Source organism: Klenkia sesuvii (genome assembly GCF_037083825.1).
In the GTDB taxonomy this organism is placed as follows: Bacteria; Actinomycetota; Actinomycetes; order Mycobacteriales; family Geodermatophilaceae; genus Klenkia; species Klenkia sesuvii.
This window is the reverse complement of sequence record NZ_JBAPLU010000009.1, coordinates 126,012-140,786: the sequence shown is the minus strand read 5'-3', so window position 1 is coordinate 140,786 and position 14,775 is coordinate 126,012. Positions and strand designations below refer to the sequence as shown.

The following is a 14,775-nucleotide window of genomic DNA, read 5'->3' as shown; positions in this document are numbered from 1 at the left end:
CCGGGGCGCCGGGTCGATCAGAACGGTGCGGGGTCGTCGTCCTGGTCCTGGTTCGAATCCGGGTTGGGGTCCTGGACGAGGTCGTGATCCAGGTCTGGGTCAGCCGGGGTGTCCCGGCCGGCACACGGGGCAGCGACGCTGCTCGGCGTGGGGAGCATGCCCGGTTCCCGGTCGGGGTCGTCGCTGGTGAGCAGGCCGGTGATGATCAGGTGGTCGATGCCGTGGCCCATGCCCGGCGGTCGGGTGGTGCGGGTGACGCCAGACGGTGTGGTCACCGACAGGACGCCGTCCGGGGTCATCTCGAACCGCCAGCCGGGCGCGAGGGTCTTGAGCCGGTGGTGCCGGCGGCACAGGGTGCAGAGGTTGCCGCACTCGGTCTCGCCGCCGTGGTGGTGGGCAACGACGTGGTCGGCGTCGGTCCAGATTGCGGGGCGGGAGCAGCCGGGATGGCGGCACCCGCGATCGCGGGCGGCGATGAACCGCCGCTGGGCAGCGGTCGGCCGGTAGGCCTTGGTCATGGGTGGGGCGTCGAGGACTGGACAGGCGCAGGCGGCCGTCGCCGGCGAGGACGCCGGGGACCCGGCCGGTGCGGTCGGCGGGGAGTGCAGCGGGCAGCCGCAGGTGGTGGCCCGGCGAAGTTCGGTTTCGGTGACGACGGCACGCAGCCGACCGCTGGCAGGGTCGGTGAGCGCGATGTCGAGCGATCCGGCGTCGGGGGCGTGCAGGTCGTCGAGGTCGGCATCGGACCACTGCCGGAGCAGCTCGCGCAGGTGTGCAGCCGTGATGGGCAGTCCGCCCACCGTGCCGTGCCGCTCGGGTGCACCCACCTCCGAGGCGTCGTCGGGGCCGGTGCCCGGTCGCGGGACGTCGTCGGGCCCGCTGCCCGGCTCCATGGTGTCGTCGGGGCAGGCGCCTGGATGTGCGGTGCCGGCCGCGGCCTGTGGCGGGAACAGGGACGGCAGCGGCGCATGGATGGTGATGTGCGCCGTCACCGGTGGCCGCGTGGTGTCCCACGCGCGCAGCAGCAGGTCGGCGGCGATCAGGGTGCGCAGCTGGCCGATCGGTCGGTCGTCACCGTCGGCCTTGCACATGCGGGCGTAGCGGTCGGTGGCGTCGCGGCACGCGGCGGCCGTGGCCGGGTCGAGCGGGACGACGAGGTCGGCGAGCCCGTCGCGGCGACCACGGACCTGGACGTCGGCCTCGCGCTCGGCCTGCTTGCGGGAGCGGTCGGCCGCGGCGGCGTCGTGCTCGAGCAGCAGCGCGGCCGTGCGGTTCTGCAGCCGGTAGGGACCTTCCCCGGAGATCGCCCAGGCCAGTGCCTCGGCCTCGACGGCGGCGATGACCTCGGCGGCGACCTCGGGCTGCTGCCAGCCGAGCACGGTCACCAGCGACCGGGCGCGAGCCAGGTCGATGCGGCCGTCGGCCAGGGCGTGCCACGTCGCCGGGAGCTGGTGCACCAGCACCAGCGCGGTGTTCGCGACCGTGTGCGCCCGCGTGCGCGACAGGTCCAGCACGGCTGCCACTTCGTCGACGAAGAACTCGCTGACCCCGGGGAACTCGCGCACCGGTGACCACCCCTCGACCGGGCCACCGGGGTGGTCCAGGTGCTCCCACAGGTCGGGACGGAGGTCGGCCAACCGTGCCACCACACCGACCTCGTAGGCGTCGAGGCGGGCGCGCAGGTCGGTGATGCGCTGCAGCTCCCCGGCGCACGCGACGTCGTCCAGCAGGCGTGGGGCGAGCACCTCGCACAGGCGCTGCGGCCGGTCGAGGACCTCGGTCGAGGTGGGTGGAGGCGGGCTGATGACGGCGACCTGCAGGGCCACCCCCAGCCGTGCCCTCGTCTCCATGACCTGCACGCTAGGGGAGGGGTACGACAATTCCGGGTCGACGGACGAGCCCGCACGACCACCGGCGGGTGCCGGCCCGGCGGCCTTCCGGGAGCACCTCGGGCGGCGGCGGACCGTGACTGCGGTGCCGCTCCGTCAGATCCGGCGGTTGCACCGGAGGTCGTTGCCGCGGACGGGCCGGGGACGGCACGATGCGGTACCCGACGGCTCCGGAGGCCCACGTGGATCGCACCGCCGACCAGCTCTCGACCACCGCCTCGCCGCGGCTGCTCCTGGCCGCGATGGCGGGCGGACTGCTCACGGGCGGGTTCGCCGCCTGGGCCTACTACGGCGACGCCTTCCGCGAGCTGTCGCACACGTTCGGTCTTTGGATCCTGCTCGTCGTGCTGGTCTCCGCCCGTCGACCGTGGCGGGCTGCGGTGGCCGCATCGGTCGTTGCGCTGGCGACCGCCGTCGTGGCCTTCTACGTCGGCAAGGACGTCATGTACGGGGTCGAGTACCCGGGCATGCCCTACGAGGTGAACACCTCGGTGCTCGTCGAGTGGCTGGTCCTCGCCGTCGTCGCGGGCACCGTGCTGGGGTGGGGTGCCAGCCACGTCGGGCAGCCCGGCCGCTGGGGCCCGGTGGCCACGGCCGGGGCGGTCGGGCTCCTGGTCGCCGACGCCGCGCGCCGCGCTGCCTGGTACGCGCCGGACCCTGCCGTCCTGGTCCTCGCCGCCGCGGCCGTGCTGGTCGTGCTGCGCATCGGGGCGAGGACGCCGGGCCAGCTCACGCGGACGGCGGCGTGGGTGCTGCCCAGCACCGTGGCGGGATTCCTGCTGGTCTCCGCGCCCGACGTCCTGGAACAGCTCCTCGCGACGGGCTCGCCGTGGTGAACCGCCCTCGCCGAGCCGTAGCCGTCGGCGGACACGGTGACGTCCCGCGCCCGGAGCACGGCACCATCCCACCCGTGAATCAGCCCTTCCGCACCGTCCTGCTGCCCGGGCGGCACCACGTCCTCACCCGGTTCCAGGCCGACTACTTGCACGCGCTGCTCGCCGGCCAGGTCACCGACACCGAGGGGGAGCCGGTCGAGATGGCCGAGGACGCCGTCGTCGTCTGGGCGGTGACGTCGGCCAACCACCGGGGCACCCGGCGCAACCCGGTCCCGGTCACCCGGCGCGAGGCCGCGATCGAGCGGTTCGCGCTGACCGAGGGCATCGAGAGCCTGGTGGTCGGCGTCGTCGACGTCGCACCCACCGAGCGGTTCGCCGAGCTGACCGTGAAGACCGTCGCGCACGAGACCGGCGGCCAGCGCACCCCGACACCGGCCGACACCGTCGTAGCCTGCTCGACGGCGGCGGTGATCGCGATGTACCGGGCGCTGGGCTTCCGCGTCGTCCCGGTGGAGGCCGGCCACCCCGACGACCCGGCTCGGCCCTGGGACGTCCTGGGCATGCTCGTGGCCGGCGACTAGACCTGGCGGGAGCTGGCCCACCCGGCGACGGTCTCGGTGTTCGACCGCTACGGACTGGCCGAGGCCACCCGGGTCGTCTGCACCGACCCGGTCGTGGGCGACGAGGGCGGGCTGACCGCCACCCGCGAGTACCGCTCGTACATCGCGGCGTTCGAGGCCGCCGCGCAGCGCAAGTGGGACCAGGCCCGACCGTGGATCCGGCCGGGGCGGATCGTGGACGTCGGCTGCGCGACCGGGGCGATGCTCGAGCTGGCCGCCGCCGAGCCGACCCTGCACGAGTCCGACCTCTACGGCGTCGAGGTGGCCCGGCACCTCTACGACGAGTGCGAGCACCGCAAGGCGCAGGGTGCGTTCGCGGCGAACCCGAACACCTTCTTCGTGCAGGCCAACGTGCTCAACGGGCCGGTGTTCCCACCAGGCACCGTCGACACCACGACCACCTTCGCGCTGACCCACGAGATCCTCAGCTACGGCGACGGCGTCCCCTCCCTGGAGCGGTTGGCCGCGCAGATCGCCGCGCAGACCGCGCCCGGCGGGGTCTGGGTCAACTCCGACGTCTGCGGCCCGGCCGGCGGCGACCGGGAGGTCCGCCTGCGGCTGCGGACGGACGACGGCGCGCGGCCCGCCGGCCCGGTCGACCTCGCCGCGCTGCCCGATCCGCAGGCGTACCTGGACGGCCTGTCCACCCGGGCGCGGTTCGACCAGTTCGCCGTCGACTTCCGCCGCGGGGCGGGGGTGCCGTACGCCTACCGCACCGACGGCGACGACGTCCTGCTGACCCTGGCCGACGCCATGGAGTTCCTGACCAAGCGCAGCTACACCGACAACTGGCTCAGCGAGACCCACGAGCGCTTCTGCGCCCTCGACGGCGAGGCCTGGACCCGGCTCGCGACCGACGCAGGCTTCGAGGTCGACCCGCGCTCGGGCCCGTGGCTCAACGAGTGGCTGGTCGAGAACGTGCTCGCCCCGGTCGCCCAGCTGCTCGACCCGGACACCGACGAGCAGCTGGACTGGCCCGACACCCACATCCTCCTGGTGGCCCGGCTGCCCGAGGGGCCCTAGGCCAGCGCCAGGGTCAGCTCCAGGACCGTCCGCGGGTCCTCCAACCGCTCGCCGAACAGCTCCCGCAGCTGGCCCATGCGGTAGCGGACGGTCTGCGGGTGCACGAACAGCTCCGCCGCGACCGCCTCGCGCCGGCCGTGGTGCAGCAACCAGGCGCGCAGGGTCTCGGTGAGCTTCTCCCGCGCACCGTCGGACAGGTCGTCGAGGGGAGCGAGGGCAGCCGCCCGCAGGTCGGCCAGGGCGTCCTCGTCGGCGTGCAGCACCAGGTCGGCGAGCCGCTGCTGGGTGTCCACCGGCGCTGCGCCGGGCGCGGTCGGGTCGAGCTCGAGGACCCGCGCCGCCCGCCGGTGGGAGGCTGCGGCGTCGGTCCATGGCCGCGGCGGGCCGACGACGGCCTCCTTCCCCTCCAGGGCCCGCAGCAGCGCGACCCGGCCCGACCCCTCCGCGTCCGGTACGAGCAGCACCGACACGTCGTCGTCCCCGGGTTGCAGGGTGCGCGGGTCCAGCATGGCCAGGGCACCGCGTACGCGGGCGGCCGGCAGCAGGACGGCGGTCAGGGTGGTCGGCGGCGTCCAGCCCGCGCGCGTGGCGAGCAGGGCGAGCTCGTCGGGTGCGGCGCCGGCCAGCAGCTGCTGGCCCAGCTTCTCCAGCAACCGGGCCTGCGCCCGGCCGGCGGTCTGCAGCTCGTCGCTGTGCCCGGCCACGCTGGCCGCGGTCAGGGCGTCGATGTAGGCGAAGACCAGCTCGGCGAAGCGGGCCAGCTGGGCCGCGGACAGCCCGGCCGCCACCGCCCGGTCGGCCAGGCCGCGGAAGGCGACGCGGGCGCCGACCCGGAACGCCGCCAGCAGCGCGTCCATCGACCGGCCACCGCGTGCCTCGCCGCGCCCCAGCCGGTAGGAGGCGTCCAACGCAGGCTGGATGGGGGTGTCGGCGGCGGCCGCCCCGCGCGTGGTGGCCAGCTCCAGGAATCCGCCCAGGGCCAGCTGGACCGCGCTCTCGATGGTCCTGCTCATGCCGTCGGTGTAGGCCCCGGCGTAGGCTGGCACCTCGGCGACGATGGTGGCCACCGTGGCCTCGGCGACCTGCGGCAGCTCACGGCGGATGGCGCGGGCCACCGTGGGGGACAGCGTGCGGGTCTCGGACACCGCCACCTCCTCGCTCACCGGGAAGTTCCCGGAATCGTTGTTCGCAGGAGGTGAAAACTACTCCTCGATTCACGTCGAGAGCACAGGTATTCACCCCCCGGCGCAGGACATCATCGATCCATGACGACGACCGGACCCGGGCTGCGCGACCGCGTGACGCGCCTCGTGGAGGCCGCCACCACCCCGCTGCTGCCCCGCGACTACCTCGACCTCTTCGCACCCCTGCGCAGCGGCGCCGACCTGCGCGGCAAGGTCGTCGCCAAGCGGCACGAGACCGCCGACGCCGTCACCGTCGTCATCCGGCCCGGCCGCGGCTGGCGCGAGCACGTGCCCGGCCAGTACATCCGCATCGGCGTCGACGTCGACGGCGTCCGGCAGTGGCGGGCCTACTCGCTCACCTCCGACCGCGCGGCCGCCGACGGCACCATCAGCATCTGCGTCAAGGCCATCCCCGACGGGAAGGTCAGCAACCACGTCGTCCGCGACCTGCGTCCGGGGACCGTCGTCCAGCTCGACCAGGCGACCGGCGAGTTCACCCTGCCCGGGCAGCGGCCTGCCAAGGCGCTGTTCGTCACCGCCGGCTCCGGCATCACCCCGGTGATGGGGATGCTGCGCAACCACCTCGACGAGCTGCCCGACGCGGTCCTGGTGCACTCGGCCCCCACGGCCGAGGACGTCGTGTTCGGTGCCGAGCTGCGCGCGATGGCGGCCGCCGGCCGGGTGCGGTTGGTCGAGCGGCACACCGACACCGACGGCTTCCTCAAGCCCGCCGAGCTGGCCGAGCTCGTGCCCGACCTGCACGAGCGGACCACCTGGGCGTGCGGCCCGGCCGGCCTGCTCGAGGCCCTGGAGGAGCACTGGGCCGCCGAAGGCATCGCCGACCAGCTGCTCATCGAGCAGTTCCGGCCGCGCGTGCAGGTCACCGGCGAGGGCGGCTCAGTCACCTACAACAGGACCGGCACCACCGTGGAGTCCGACGGCGCGACGCCGATCCTGGACGCCGCCGAGGAGGCCGGGCTCATCATGCCCAGCGGCTGCCGCATGGGCATCTGCTACGGCTGCGTCCTCCCGCTGCGCGAGGGCGCCGTCCGCGACATCCGCAACGGCGAACTCACCGTCGCTGCCCCCGGCGACGGGGTGCTGGTGCAGACCTGCATCAGCGCCGCCGCCGGCGCCTGCGACATCGACCACTGACCACCGTCCCCGACGACGAGGAGAAGCACGTGACCGCCCTGCAGAAGAAGTCCGAGAACCCGGTCGCCCACCTGTCGGCCTCCGACGTCGAGGAGATCGGCCGTCGGCTCGACGCCATCCGCCAGGAGGTCGTCGACAGCCGCGGCGCCGACGACGCGGCCTACATCCGCAAGGTCATCGACGTGCAGCGCAAGATCGAGCTGGCCAGCCGGGCCGTGCTGCTGCTCAGCAAGTTCCCCCCGGCCTGGGTCCTGGGGACCGCGGGCCTGAGCGTGGCCAAGATCCTCGAGAACATGGAGATCGGGCACAACATCCTGCACGGGCAGTGGGACTGGATGCGCGACCCCAAGATCCACTCCACGACGTGGGAGTGGGACATGGCCAGCCCCGCCGAGCAGTGGAAGCACTCGCACAACGAGTTGCACCACACGTACACCAACGTGATCGGCAAGGACAACGACCTCGGCTACGGCATCATGCGGGTCGACGAGGACCAGAAGTGGATCCCGCTCTACCTGGCCCAGCCGCTCTGGAACTTCGTCAACGCCTGCTTCTTCGAGTACGGCATCGCGGCCTACGACCTGGAGCTGGGCAAGAACCTCTCCACCCCGGCCCGCCGCAACGACCCGAAGTTCCGCGCCGCCGCCAAGCAGGTGCTGGGCAAGATCCGCAAGCAGGCCACCAAGGACTACCTGGTGCACCCGGCGCTGTCGGGCCCCAGCTTCGTACCCACCCTGGCCGCGAACTTCGTGGCCAACCTGGTGCGCAACCTGTGGTCGCACTCGGTGATCATGTGCGGGCACTTCCCCGAGGGCGTCGAGACCTACGAGAAGACCTCGATCGAGGGCGAGACGCGCGGTGAGTGGTACCTGCGCCAGATGCTGGGCTCGGCGAACATCTCGGGCTCTGCGGCCATGCACATCATGACCGGCAACCTGTCGCACCAGGTGGAGCACCACCTGTTCCCCGACCTGCCCAGCAACCGGTACGCCGAGATCGCGCCGAAGGTGAAGGCGATCTTCGACGAGTACGGCCTGCGCTACCACACCGCGCCGCTGCCCCAGCAGGTCGCGAGCGCGTGGCACAAGGTCTTCCGGCTCTCGCTGCCCAACGGCTGGCTGGCCGCGACCAACGCCAAGAACCTGCCGCAGCAGCTGGGCCTGCTCTACAAGCTCACCACCGGTGGGCCCAAGGTGCGCCGGGTCCACGACCGCGCGCAGCGCATCGCGGCCACCCGCGCCCGCCAGGCCGCGCATGCCGCGGAGGCAGCGGAGCTCGCCCCCGCCGCCTGAGTCAGCGTCGTCCGCGGACCGAGCGGTAGGTGTTCCTGCCCCCTCGGTACGCGGCCCTGACCTGGCCCAGCCAGTAGCAGACGTAGCCCCCGCCGAGCACCCCCAGCGCCAGGCCCGTCGCGAACGCGTCGTCCATCGCACACCCCCCGGAACTCCACCGTCTCGGTGGAGGGGCAAGTGTGCGTGCGGCTGGGCTGCACCTGCCACCCAGAACACCACGGAGCCCCGTACCGCGATCGCGGTACGGGGCTCCGTGACGTTCCGTGACGGCTGCGGTGCAGGCACCGCGGCCCTCGTCAGAGGTGGAGCAGCGAGCCCTGCTCGTCGTGGGCGTGCGCGGTCGGGTCGTCCAGCCACACGCCGCCGTCGGCCAGGTAGCGGAAGCGGACCTGCTCGCCGACGGGGAGCTTGACCACGATGCTGCGGGTGCCGTTGCTGCGCTTCTTCAGCGTGTGGGTGCCCGGCGTCCAGCCGTTGAAGTCGCCGACGACGGAGACGGGGCCGGTGACGGCCTCCTCGGCGAGGGCGAAGGTGACGGCGACGTCGGCGGGGGACTTCTTCAGACGGATCACGGTGTACTCCGGGGTGTGCGGTGGGCTCGGGGCGTGCGGTCCGGGCTTCGGCGGCCGGTCCTGCGGGGGCGTGCCCAGCAACCTAGGGACGGCGGGCGGACCGGTCCGCTCGCCACACCGGTGACCCGGCCGATCTGGGACCTGTGGGACGGGTGGGGCGCGCGGGCTACCGTCCGCGGCGTGCCCGTCGTCGTCGAACCCGCGCAGCCCACCGACTTCCCGGCCATCGCCGACCTCACGGTCACCACCTACACGTCGCAGGGCTGGGCGCCGCCGGACTACCAGGAGAAGCTGGCCGACGTCGCCGGCCGCGCCGCGCAGGCCGAGCTGCTGGTCGCCCGGCTCGCCGGCGGCGGGGACGCCGGGGACGGCGGGGACGGCGGGGACGGCGGGGACGGTGCGGTCGTGGGCAGCGTGGCGCTCGTGCTGGACGGCGCGTTCGGGGAGGTGATCGACGGCCCGCACGAGGCGGCCTTCCGGATGCTCGTCGTGGACAGCGCGGTGCGCGGACGCGGGATCGGCGAGGCGCTGGTGCGGGCCTGCCTGCGCCGCGCCGTCCATGCCGGCAAGACCGCGATGGTGCTGTCGACCGACCCGCGGATGCACACCGCGCACCGGCTCTACGAGCGGCTGGGCTTCACCCGTCTCCCCGAGCGCGACTGGTCGCCGGTCCCCGGTACCGACCTGATGGTCTACCGCCGCGACCTGCCCTGACCGACCCGCTCAGAACGCGTAGCGCACGGTCAGCCAGGGGGCGTGCGCCGCGATCAGCCCGCGCAGCCGGGCCACCGCGGCCCGCTTGACGTCGGCCCGGTACCGCACGTTGGTCTGGCCGTTCTGGGAGGTCTTCGCCTCCTGGAGGTCCAGACGCCACAGCACGGCCTCGGCCTGCGGGTGCCAGCCCAGGTTGACCTCGTGCAGGGCCTCGTTGTGGGTCAGCATGATCACCTCGGCGGCGGCCTGGGCCCGGGTCGCCGGGGACAGGACGTCGGACAGCTGCTGCAGCAGCGCCGTCCAGTCCGCTTCCCACCCCGGGCGCAGCACGACGGGGGAGAGGTTGAGGTGCACCTCGTAGCCGGCGGCGACGAAGTCGTCGGCCGCGGCGATCCGCTCGGCGACCCGGCTCGTGCGGACGTCGAGGAGCAGCGCGTCGGCGTCGGGCATGACGGAGAACCGGACGCGGGTGCGCCCGCGCGGGTCGAGGTCGAGCAGCTGCCGGTTGACCCACTTGGTGGCGAAGGACGCCTTCGCCGTGGGCAGGTCGGCGAACAGGGCGACCAGGTCAGCCACGTTGTCGCTGACCACCGCGTCGACCGAGCAGTCGCCGTTCTCGCCGATGTCGTAGACCCACGCCGCGGGGTCGCACTGGTCGGGCTCGGGCTTGGGTCCCAGCTTGGCGACGTGCCGGCGCAGGTGCGCGGTGATCTGCTCGATGTTGGTGAACACGGTGATCGGGTTGGCGTAACCCTTGCGGCGCGGCACGTAGCAGTAGGCGCAGGCCATCGCGCAGCCGTTGGCCGCCGAGGGGGCGATCCAGTTCGCCGACCGGCCGTTCTCCCGGGTGGCGATGGACTTCTTCACCCCGAGCACCAGGGTCTCGGTCTTCACCCGCACCCAGCGCTCGACGTTCCCCGCGTTGCCGTGCAGCTCGGGGACACCCCAGTGGCTGGCCACCTCGACCACCTCGGCGGCGGGGAAGCGGGCGAGCACCTGCCGGCCCCGCGGGGAGGCCGCGGCGGCGGGTTCGGCGTAGATCCGCCGCACCTGGAGCAGGCGGTTCTCCACCGGCGTCTCGGCGGCCCGGGCCTCGGCGTCGTCCAGCTCGTCGAACAGGCTCGGCTGGGTCACCGCTGCACCCTGCCCGCCCGGGCTCAGGTCAACACGTCGACGACGAGCCACGCGTTCAGCGTGGTCACCGCGACGGCGACCAGGACGGCGGCCGCCGTCGTCACCCGGCGGTTCACCCAGGCCCCCATGACCGAGCGGCGGGCGGTCAGCCACACCAGGGGCACCAGCGCGAACGGGATGCCGAAGCTCAGCACCACCTGCGACCACACCAGCGCCGTCGTGGGGTCCGCTCCCCACATCAGCAGGCCCACGGCCGGGGCGACGGTGATCGTCCGGCGCAGCAGCACCGGGATGTGCCGCCGCAGGAACCCGGCCATCACCACCTGGCCGGCGTGCGTGCCCACCGAGGACGCCGCGAAGCCCGACGCCAGCAGCGCCAGGGCGAACGCGACCGAGGCGCCCTGGCCCGAGCGCTCGGCCAGCCCGGCGTACACGCTCTCCAGGGTCTGGTCACCCTGGCCGGCGAACAGCCCGGCGGCCACGACCAGCAGCACCGCGTTGACCAGCCCGGCGAGCACCATGGCCAGCAGGACGTCGAGCCGCTGGGCCCGCAGCAGCCGGCCTCGCCCGGCCCGGGTGCGCCCGGCGGTCACCGCGTCCCCGTAGCGGCCCGGGGTGAGCGCGGAGTGCACGAGGACCACGTGCGGCATCACGGTGGCGCCCAGGATGCCGACGGCGAGCACCGCGGCGTCGCCCGACAGCGGCGTGGGGGCGAGCCCCGCGACCACGCCGGCCGGGTCGACGCCGGCATCCACCATCGTGTAGCCGAACCCGGCGGCGATCACCAGCAGGCACCCGGTGACCGCCCGCTCGAAGGGTCGGTGACCGAAGCGCTGCAGCCCGAGCAGCGCGAACGCGACCCCGGCCGTGAGCAGGCCGCCGACCGGCAGCGGGACGCCGAAGAGCAGGTGGAGCGCGTCGGCTCCGCCGACGATCTCGGCCAGGTCGGTGGCTATCGCCACGACCTCGGCCTGCGCCCACAGCAGGCGGGTCACCGGCGTGGGGAGGGTCAGCCGGCACAGCGTCGCCAGGTCGCGTCCGGTCGCCACGCCGAGCTTGGCGGTGAGCGTCTGCACCAGGACGGCGAGCACGTTGGCCGCCACCACCACCCACAGCAGCGTGTAGCCGAACGACGCCCCGGCCGTCGCGTTGGTGGCCACGTTCCCCGGGTCGACGTAGGCGATCGCGGCGACGAAGGCCGGACCGAGCATCGGCCACAGCCGGGCCCGCCGGGCTGCCCGCGCGGACGACGGGGGTCGCGGTGGCGTGGCGGGCGGCAGCGTGGCGGCCTCGACGCGGCTGAGGAACACGTGCTGTCCGTGCCCCCGCCGAGGGCCCGCGCGGGCCGTGGCCTGGCCCGGCCGGGCCAAACGTCCGGTGCGTCTTCTGGCCCGGCCGGGCCAAGGTCGCCGCCCGGGTGGCCGGGTCGGGCGCGGTGCGGTGGGCTCAGGGAGTACCCCGAGGTCCAGCCCGCGGCCGTCCTGCCCCCCACGACGCCGAGGACCCCCGATGCCGCCACCCCGGCCCCCGTGCCCCGCCTCAGTGCTGCGGGTCCAGCCCCACCCGACCGGCCAGCGCCGCCGCCTCGGTGCGGCTGGAGACCCGCAGCTGACGCAGCAGACCGGCCACCAGCCGCTTCGCGGTGCGCTCGGAGACGTGCAGGGACAGGGCGATGTCCACCGTCGACGTCCCGGCCGCGACCAACCGCCACAGCCGCCGGTCGTCGGCGGACAGCCGGCCCAGGACGCCCTGGTCCTCCCGGGGCGCGGCGTCGGCCAGCATCCGGCGCAGCAGCGTCACCGGCACCACCGACCACCCCTGCAGCAGGGCGAGCAGCGGGGGCACCAGGGCCTCCGGGTCGCTGGTCTTGGGCAGGAAGGCCTCGGCGCCGGCGTGCAGGGCCTCGAGCTGCTCGTCCTCGTCGGGGGTGCCCGACAGGGCCACGACGCGCACGGCCGGCGCGGTGCGGCGGATGGCCTGGATGGCCCGGACGCCGCCGGGCGGGGGCATGGACAGGTCCACGAGCGCCAGGTCGGCCTGCGCGCGGCGCACCAGGGTCGCCGCCGCCGATGCGTCGTCGGTCGTGCCGACCACGCGCACCCGGCCACCGCTGACCGTGGGCAGCAGCGCGGCCAGGCCGCGGCTGAACAGGGCGTGGTCGTCGACCAGGACGACATCGACGGGCGGGCTGTCGACGGGCGGGGTCTCGGGGTGCGGGTCCATTCCTCACCTGGGTGTCCGGGCGCCCTCCGGCGGGGCTGGCCGGGGGCGTCGGGGGAGGTGTATCCGTGACGATCGGTCTCGACACCCCGTCTGCCGCCCCGCGCTGGCGCCCCCGCTGGCACACCCGGCTGCGCCGCGGCGCGGCACCCGCGGTCAGCACCGAGGACGCCGTCCTGCGGGCGCTGTGCCACGACCTCGGCACCCCGCTGGCGTCGCTGCGGGCCCTGCTCGCGCACCTCGACGACCGGGGTCGCGTGGCCGACCCCGGTAGCGATCCCGGCGCCGGCCTCGGTAACGATCCCGGCGCCGACCTCGGTAGCGACCACGGCGCCGACCTCGGGGCGGACCTCGCTGAGCTGGCGCTGGCCCAGGCCGACAGCCTGGTGTCGATGCTGCGCACCGCCGTGGCCACCGGCGGGGCGCTGCCCGGTGGTTGGCCCCGCCCGCTGACCGACGTCGTCCGGGCCAGCCTGCAGGCCTCCGGGCTGCCCGCCCGGCAGGTGAGGCTGGCGATGGCCCCCGACGCGGCCGTGGTGCCGGTCGGCGACGCGCGGGTGCAGCGGATCCTCACCAACCTGCTGGAGAACGCGTACCGGCACGGCGCGGGGCGCTCGGTCGTGCTCGCGGTGGGTGCCCGGCACGGGTGGGCCCGGCTGGTGGTGACCCAGGACGGCGTCCCCGACCGGGTGGTGGCGCACCTGCAGGCCGACCGGCCCCCGACCGACCTCACCGGTCTCGGGCTCTGGTCGGTGCAGCGGCAGACCCGCGAACTGGGCGGCCACGTGGCGTGCATCCGGGACGAGGCGGGCCTCAGCGTCGTGGTCGACCTGCCCGACCGGTGAGGCGGGCCCGCGGGGGCCACCGGTCGGCCCCGGCGGGCCAGCGGGGGTGGGGAGGAAGGGGTCGAGGCCGCGTCGCGGTGCACGACACCCCACCCCGAGCACCACACCCAGCATCGAGGAGACCCCGTGTTCACCCACACCCACGCCCTGCAGTTCGAGGCCAAGCCCGATGGTCCCGACGCCGACTTCGCGCGCAAGATGCAGGAGGTCCTCGGTGGCCAGTGGGGCGAGATGACCGTCGCCACCCAGTACCTGCTGCAGGGCTGGAACTGCCGACTGCCCGGCAAGTACAAGGACATGCTGCTGGCGATCGGCACCGAGGAGCTCGCCCACGTCGAGATGATCGTGACGATGATCGACCGGCTGCTGGACCACGCGCCGCTCAAGCCCGACGCCGCCGACCGCACCAAGGAGGCCGCGGCCGGGTACGGCCAGCACAACCCGCAGCACCTCATCGCCAACGGCTCGGGTGCCTCCTACATGGACAGCATGGGCAACCCCTGGACCGGGGCCTACGTCACCGCCAGCGGCAACCTGTTCGCCGACTTCTCCTACAACGCCACCGCCGAGATGCAGGGCCGCCTGCAGGTCGCGCGGCTGTGGAACATGACCGACGACCACGGCGTGAAGGACCTGCTCCGCTTCCTGCTCACCCGCGACCACATGCACCAGCAGCAGTGGCTGGCGGCGATGGAGGAGCTCAAGGCCGACGGCCTGGACGGCATCCCGGTGCCCGAGGCGTTCCCGCTCGACGAGGAGCTGCCGGAGTTCGCACACGTGTTCATCGACGCCTCCGACGGCCCGGACGCCGCGAACGGGCGCTGGGCGAACGGCCCGGCGCTCGACGGCAGCGACGCGACCCTCTCGGCGGCGCCGATCGCCGCGCACGCGGACGCGCCGATCCTCCCGCCGGGCGACCCCCGCCTGTTCGGCACCCCGCCGGTGCCGGGTGAGTCCCTCCTGCAGAAGGCCAAGGACGCCCTGAAGTAGCCCCCCCGGGCCTGCCGCCCGGCAGGCCCGGGCCACCCCGCAGGACCCACCACCACCGACGACGAGGTGCTCGCCGTGCTGCCCAGCCCCCGCTCCCTGCCCCTGCTGCTGACGCTGCTGCTCGCGGCGCTCGTCGCCGTCGTCGTCCCCGGCGTGCCGCCGCTGGCCGGCCTCGTCGTGGCCGCCGGACTGCTGCACCGACTGGCCGTCGGCCGCCACCACCGGCACCACCGGCACCACCGGCACCACCGGCCGCGCCGGGCCACCGCGCCGGCCGCTGTGCCGGCCGCCCCCTGACCCA

The 14,775-nt window shown here is 74.3% G+C and carries 16 protein-coding genes; 9 read left to right on the top strand and 7 right to left on the bottom strand.

The features are described from left to right. Positions 1–17: 17 nt before the first annotated feature. Positions 18–1,850, bottom strand: coding sequence for an HNH endonuclease (locus tag TEK04_RS11090; protein WP_336404405.1), 1,833 nt, complete (start codon positions 1,848–1,850; stop codon positions 18–20). A 221-nt stretch (positions 1,851–2,071) separates the two neighbouring features. On the opposite strand from TEK04_RS11090, the gene TEK04_RS11085 reads away from it, so the two are divergent. The 3 genes from TEK04_RS11085 to TEK04_RS11075 all read left to right on the top strand — a co-directional run bounded on the left by TEK04_RS11085 (position 2,072) and on the right by TEK04_RS11075 (position 4,368). Beyond that, positions 2,072–2,725, top strand: coding sequence for a DUF6518 family protein (locus tag TEK04_RS11085; RefSeq protein ID WP_336404404.1), 654 nt, complete (start codon positions 2,072–2,074; stop codon positions 2,723–2,725). A gap of 74 nt (positions 2,726–2,799) precedes the next feature. Further along, positions 2,800–3,306 carry a hypothetical protein gene (locus TEK04_RS11080; RefSeq protein ID WP_336404403.1) on the top strand — a complete coding sequence of 169 codons (507 nt, stop codon included), beginning with the start codon at positions 2,800–2,802 and terminating at the stop codon, positions 3,304–3,306. 36 nt (positions 3,307–3,342) lie between these two features. Then, positions 3,343–4,368: a class I SAM-dependent methyltransferase gene (locus TEK04_RS11075; protein ID WP_336404402.1), complete on the top strand. Its 1,026-nt coding sequence runs from the start codon at positions 3,343–3,345 to the stop codon at positions 4,366–4,368. Here the strand turns inward: TEK04_RS11075 and TEK04_RS11070 are convergent. Beyond that, positions 4,365–5,531, bottom strand: coding sequence for a helix-turn-helix domain-containing protein (locus tag TEK04_RS11070; RefSeq protein WP_336404401.1), 1,167 nt, complete (start codon positions 5,529–5,531; stop codon positions 4,365–4,367). The genes TEK04_RS11075 and TEK04_RS11070 overlap by 4 nt on opposite strands. A gap of 102 nt (positions 5,532–5,633) precedes the next feature. Between TEK04_RS11070 and TEK04_RS11065 the strand changes: the two genes are divergently transcribed. Then, on the top strand, positions 5,634–6,707 hold the full coding sequence (locus TEK04_RS11065) for a ferredoxin reductase (RefSeq protein WP_336404400.1): 1,074 nt from the start codon (positions 5,634–5,636) through the stop codon (positions 6,705–6,707). A 29-nt stretch (positions 6,708–6,736) separates the two neighbouring features. Then, the gene (locus tag TEK04_RS11060) at positions 6,737–7,999 is read left to right on the top strand and encodes a fatty acid desaturase family protein (protein ID WP_336404399.1); all 1,263 of its coding nucleotides are present in this window, start codon (positions 6,737–6,739) and stop codon (positions 7,997–7,999) included. A 1-nt stretch (position 8,000) separates the two neighbouring features. On the opposite strand, the gene TEK04_RS11055 is transcribed toward TEK04_RS11060, so the two are convergent. Then, positions 8,001–8,135 carry a hypothetical protein gene (locus TEK04_RS11055; RefSeq protein ID WP_336404398.1) on the bottom strand — a complete coding sequence of 45 codons (135 nt, stop codon included), beginning with the start codon at positions 8,133–8,135 and terminating at the stop codon, positions 8,001–8,003. A gap of 160 nt (positions 8,136–8,295) precedes the next feature. Next, on the bottom strand, positions 8,296–8,571 hold the full coding sequence (locus tag TEK04_RS11050) for an isoamylase early set domain-containing protein (RefSeq protein ID WP_336404397.1): 276 nt from the start codon (positions 8,569–8,571) through the stop codon (positions 8,296–8,298). Positions 8,572–8,751: 180 nt separating this feature from the next. Here TEK04_RS11050 and TEK04_RS11045 point away from each other — a divergent pair, with 180 nt between their 5' ends. Further along, positions 8,752–9,285, top strand: coding sequence for a GNAT family N-acetyltransferase (locus tag TEK04_RS11045; protein WP_336404396.1), 534 nt, complete (start codon positions 8,752–8,754; stop codon positions 9,283–9,285). A gap of 9 nt (positions 9,286–9,294) precedes the next feature. Here the strand turns inward: TEK04_RS11045 and TEK04_RS11040 are convergent, their stop codons facing one another. The 3 genes from TEK04_RS11040 to TEK04_RS11030 form a co-directional block, all read right to left on the bottom strand. Then, complete coding sequence (locus TEK04_RS11040) at positions 9,295–10,419, bottom strand: spore photoproduct lyase family protein (protein WP_336404395.1); 1,125 nt, start codon at positions 10,417–10,419, stop codon at positions 9,295–9,297. 23 nt (positions 10,420–10,442) lie between these two features. Continuing rightward, positions 10,443–11,729 (bottom strand): Nramp family divalent metal transporter, encoded by a 1,287-nt coding sequence (locus TEK04_RS11035; RefSeq protein WP_336404394.1) that lies wholly within the window; start codon positions 11,727–11,729, stop codon positions 10,443–10,445. Positions 11,730–11,958: 229 nt separating this feature from the next. Continuing rightward, positions 11,959–12,642, bottom strand: a complete 684-nt coding sequence (locus TEK04_RS11030) for a response regulator transcription factor (RefSeq protein WP_336404393.1) — start codon at positions 12,640–12,642, stop codon at positions 11,959–11,961. Positions 12,643–12,707: 65 nt separating this feature from the next. Between TEK04_RS11030 and TEK04_RS11025 the strand changes: the two genes are divergently transcribed. From TEK04_RS11025 to TEK04_RS11015, 3 genes are all read left to right on the top strand, one after another. Beyond that, on the top strand, positions 12,708–13,484 hold the full coding sequence (locus TEK04_RS11025) for a sensor histidine kinase (protein WP_336404392.1): 777 nt from the start codon (positions 12,708–12,710) through the stop codon (positions 13,482–13,484). 126 nt (positions 13,485–13,610) lie between these two features. Continuing rightward, the gene (locus TEK04_RS11020) at positions 13,611–14,474 is read left to right on the top strand and encodes a manganese catalase (protein ID WP_336404391.1); all 864 of its coding nucleotides are present in this window, start codon (positions 13,611–13,613) and stop codon (positions 14,472–14,474) included. Between the two features lie 75 nt (positions 14,475–14,549). Continuing rightward, positions 14,550–14,771 carry a hypothetical protein gene (locus tag TEK04_RS11015; RefSeq protein ID WP_336404390.1) on the top strand — a complete coding sequence of 74 codons (222 nt, stop codon included), beginning with the start codon at positions 14,550–14,552 and terminating at the stop codon, positions 14,769–14,771. Positions 14,772–14,775: the final 4 nt, after the last annotated feature.

Bases quoted from the DNA above. Each gene is read 5' to 3' on its own strand.
- TEK04_RS11030 (WP_336404393.1), bottom strand. From the start codon at position 12,642: ATGGACCCGCACCCCGAGACCCCGCCCGTCGACAGCCCGCCCGTCGAT.
- TEK04_RS11065 (WP_336404400.1), top strand. From the start codon at position 5,634: ATGACGACGACCGGACCCGGGCTGCGCGACCGCGTGACGCGCCTCGTG.
- TEK04_RS11090 (WP_336404405.1), bottom strand. From the start codon at position 1,850: ATGGAGACGAGGGCACGGCTGGGGGTGGCCCTGCAGGTCGCCGTCATC.
- TEK04_RS11055 (WP_336404398.1), bottom strand. From the start codon at position 8,135: ATGGACGACGCGTTCGCGACGGGCCTGGCGCTGGGGGTGCTCGGCGGG.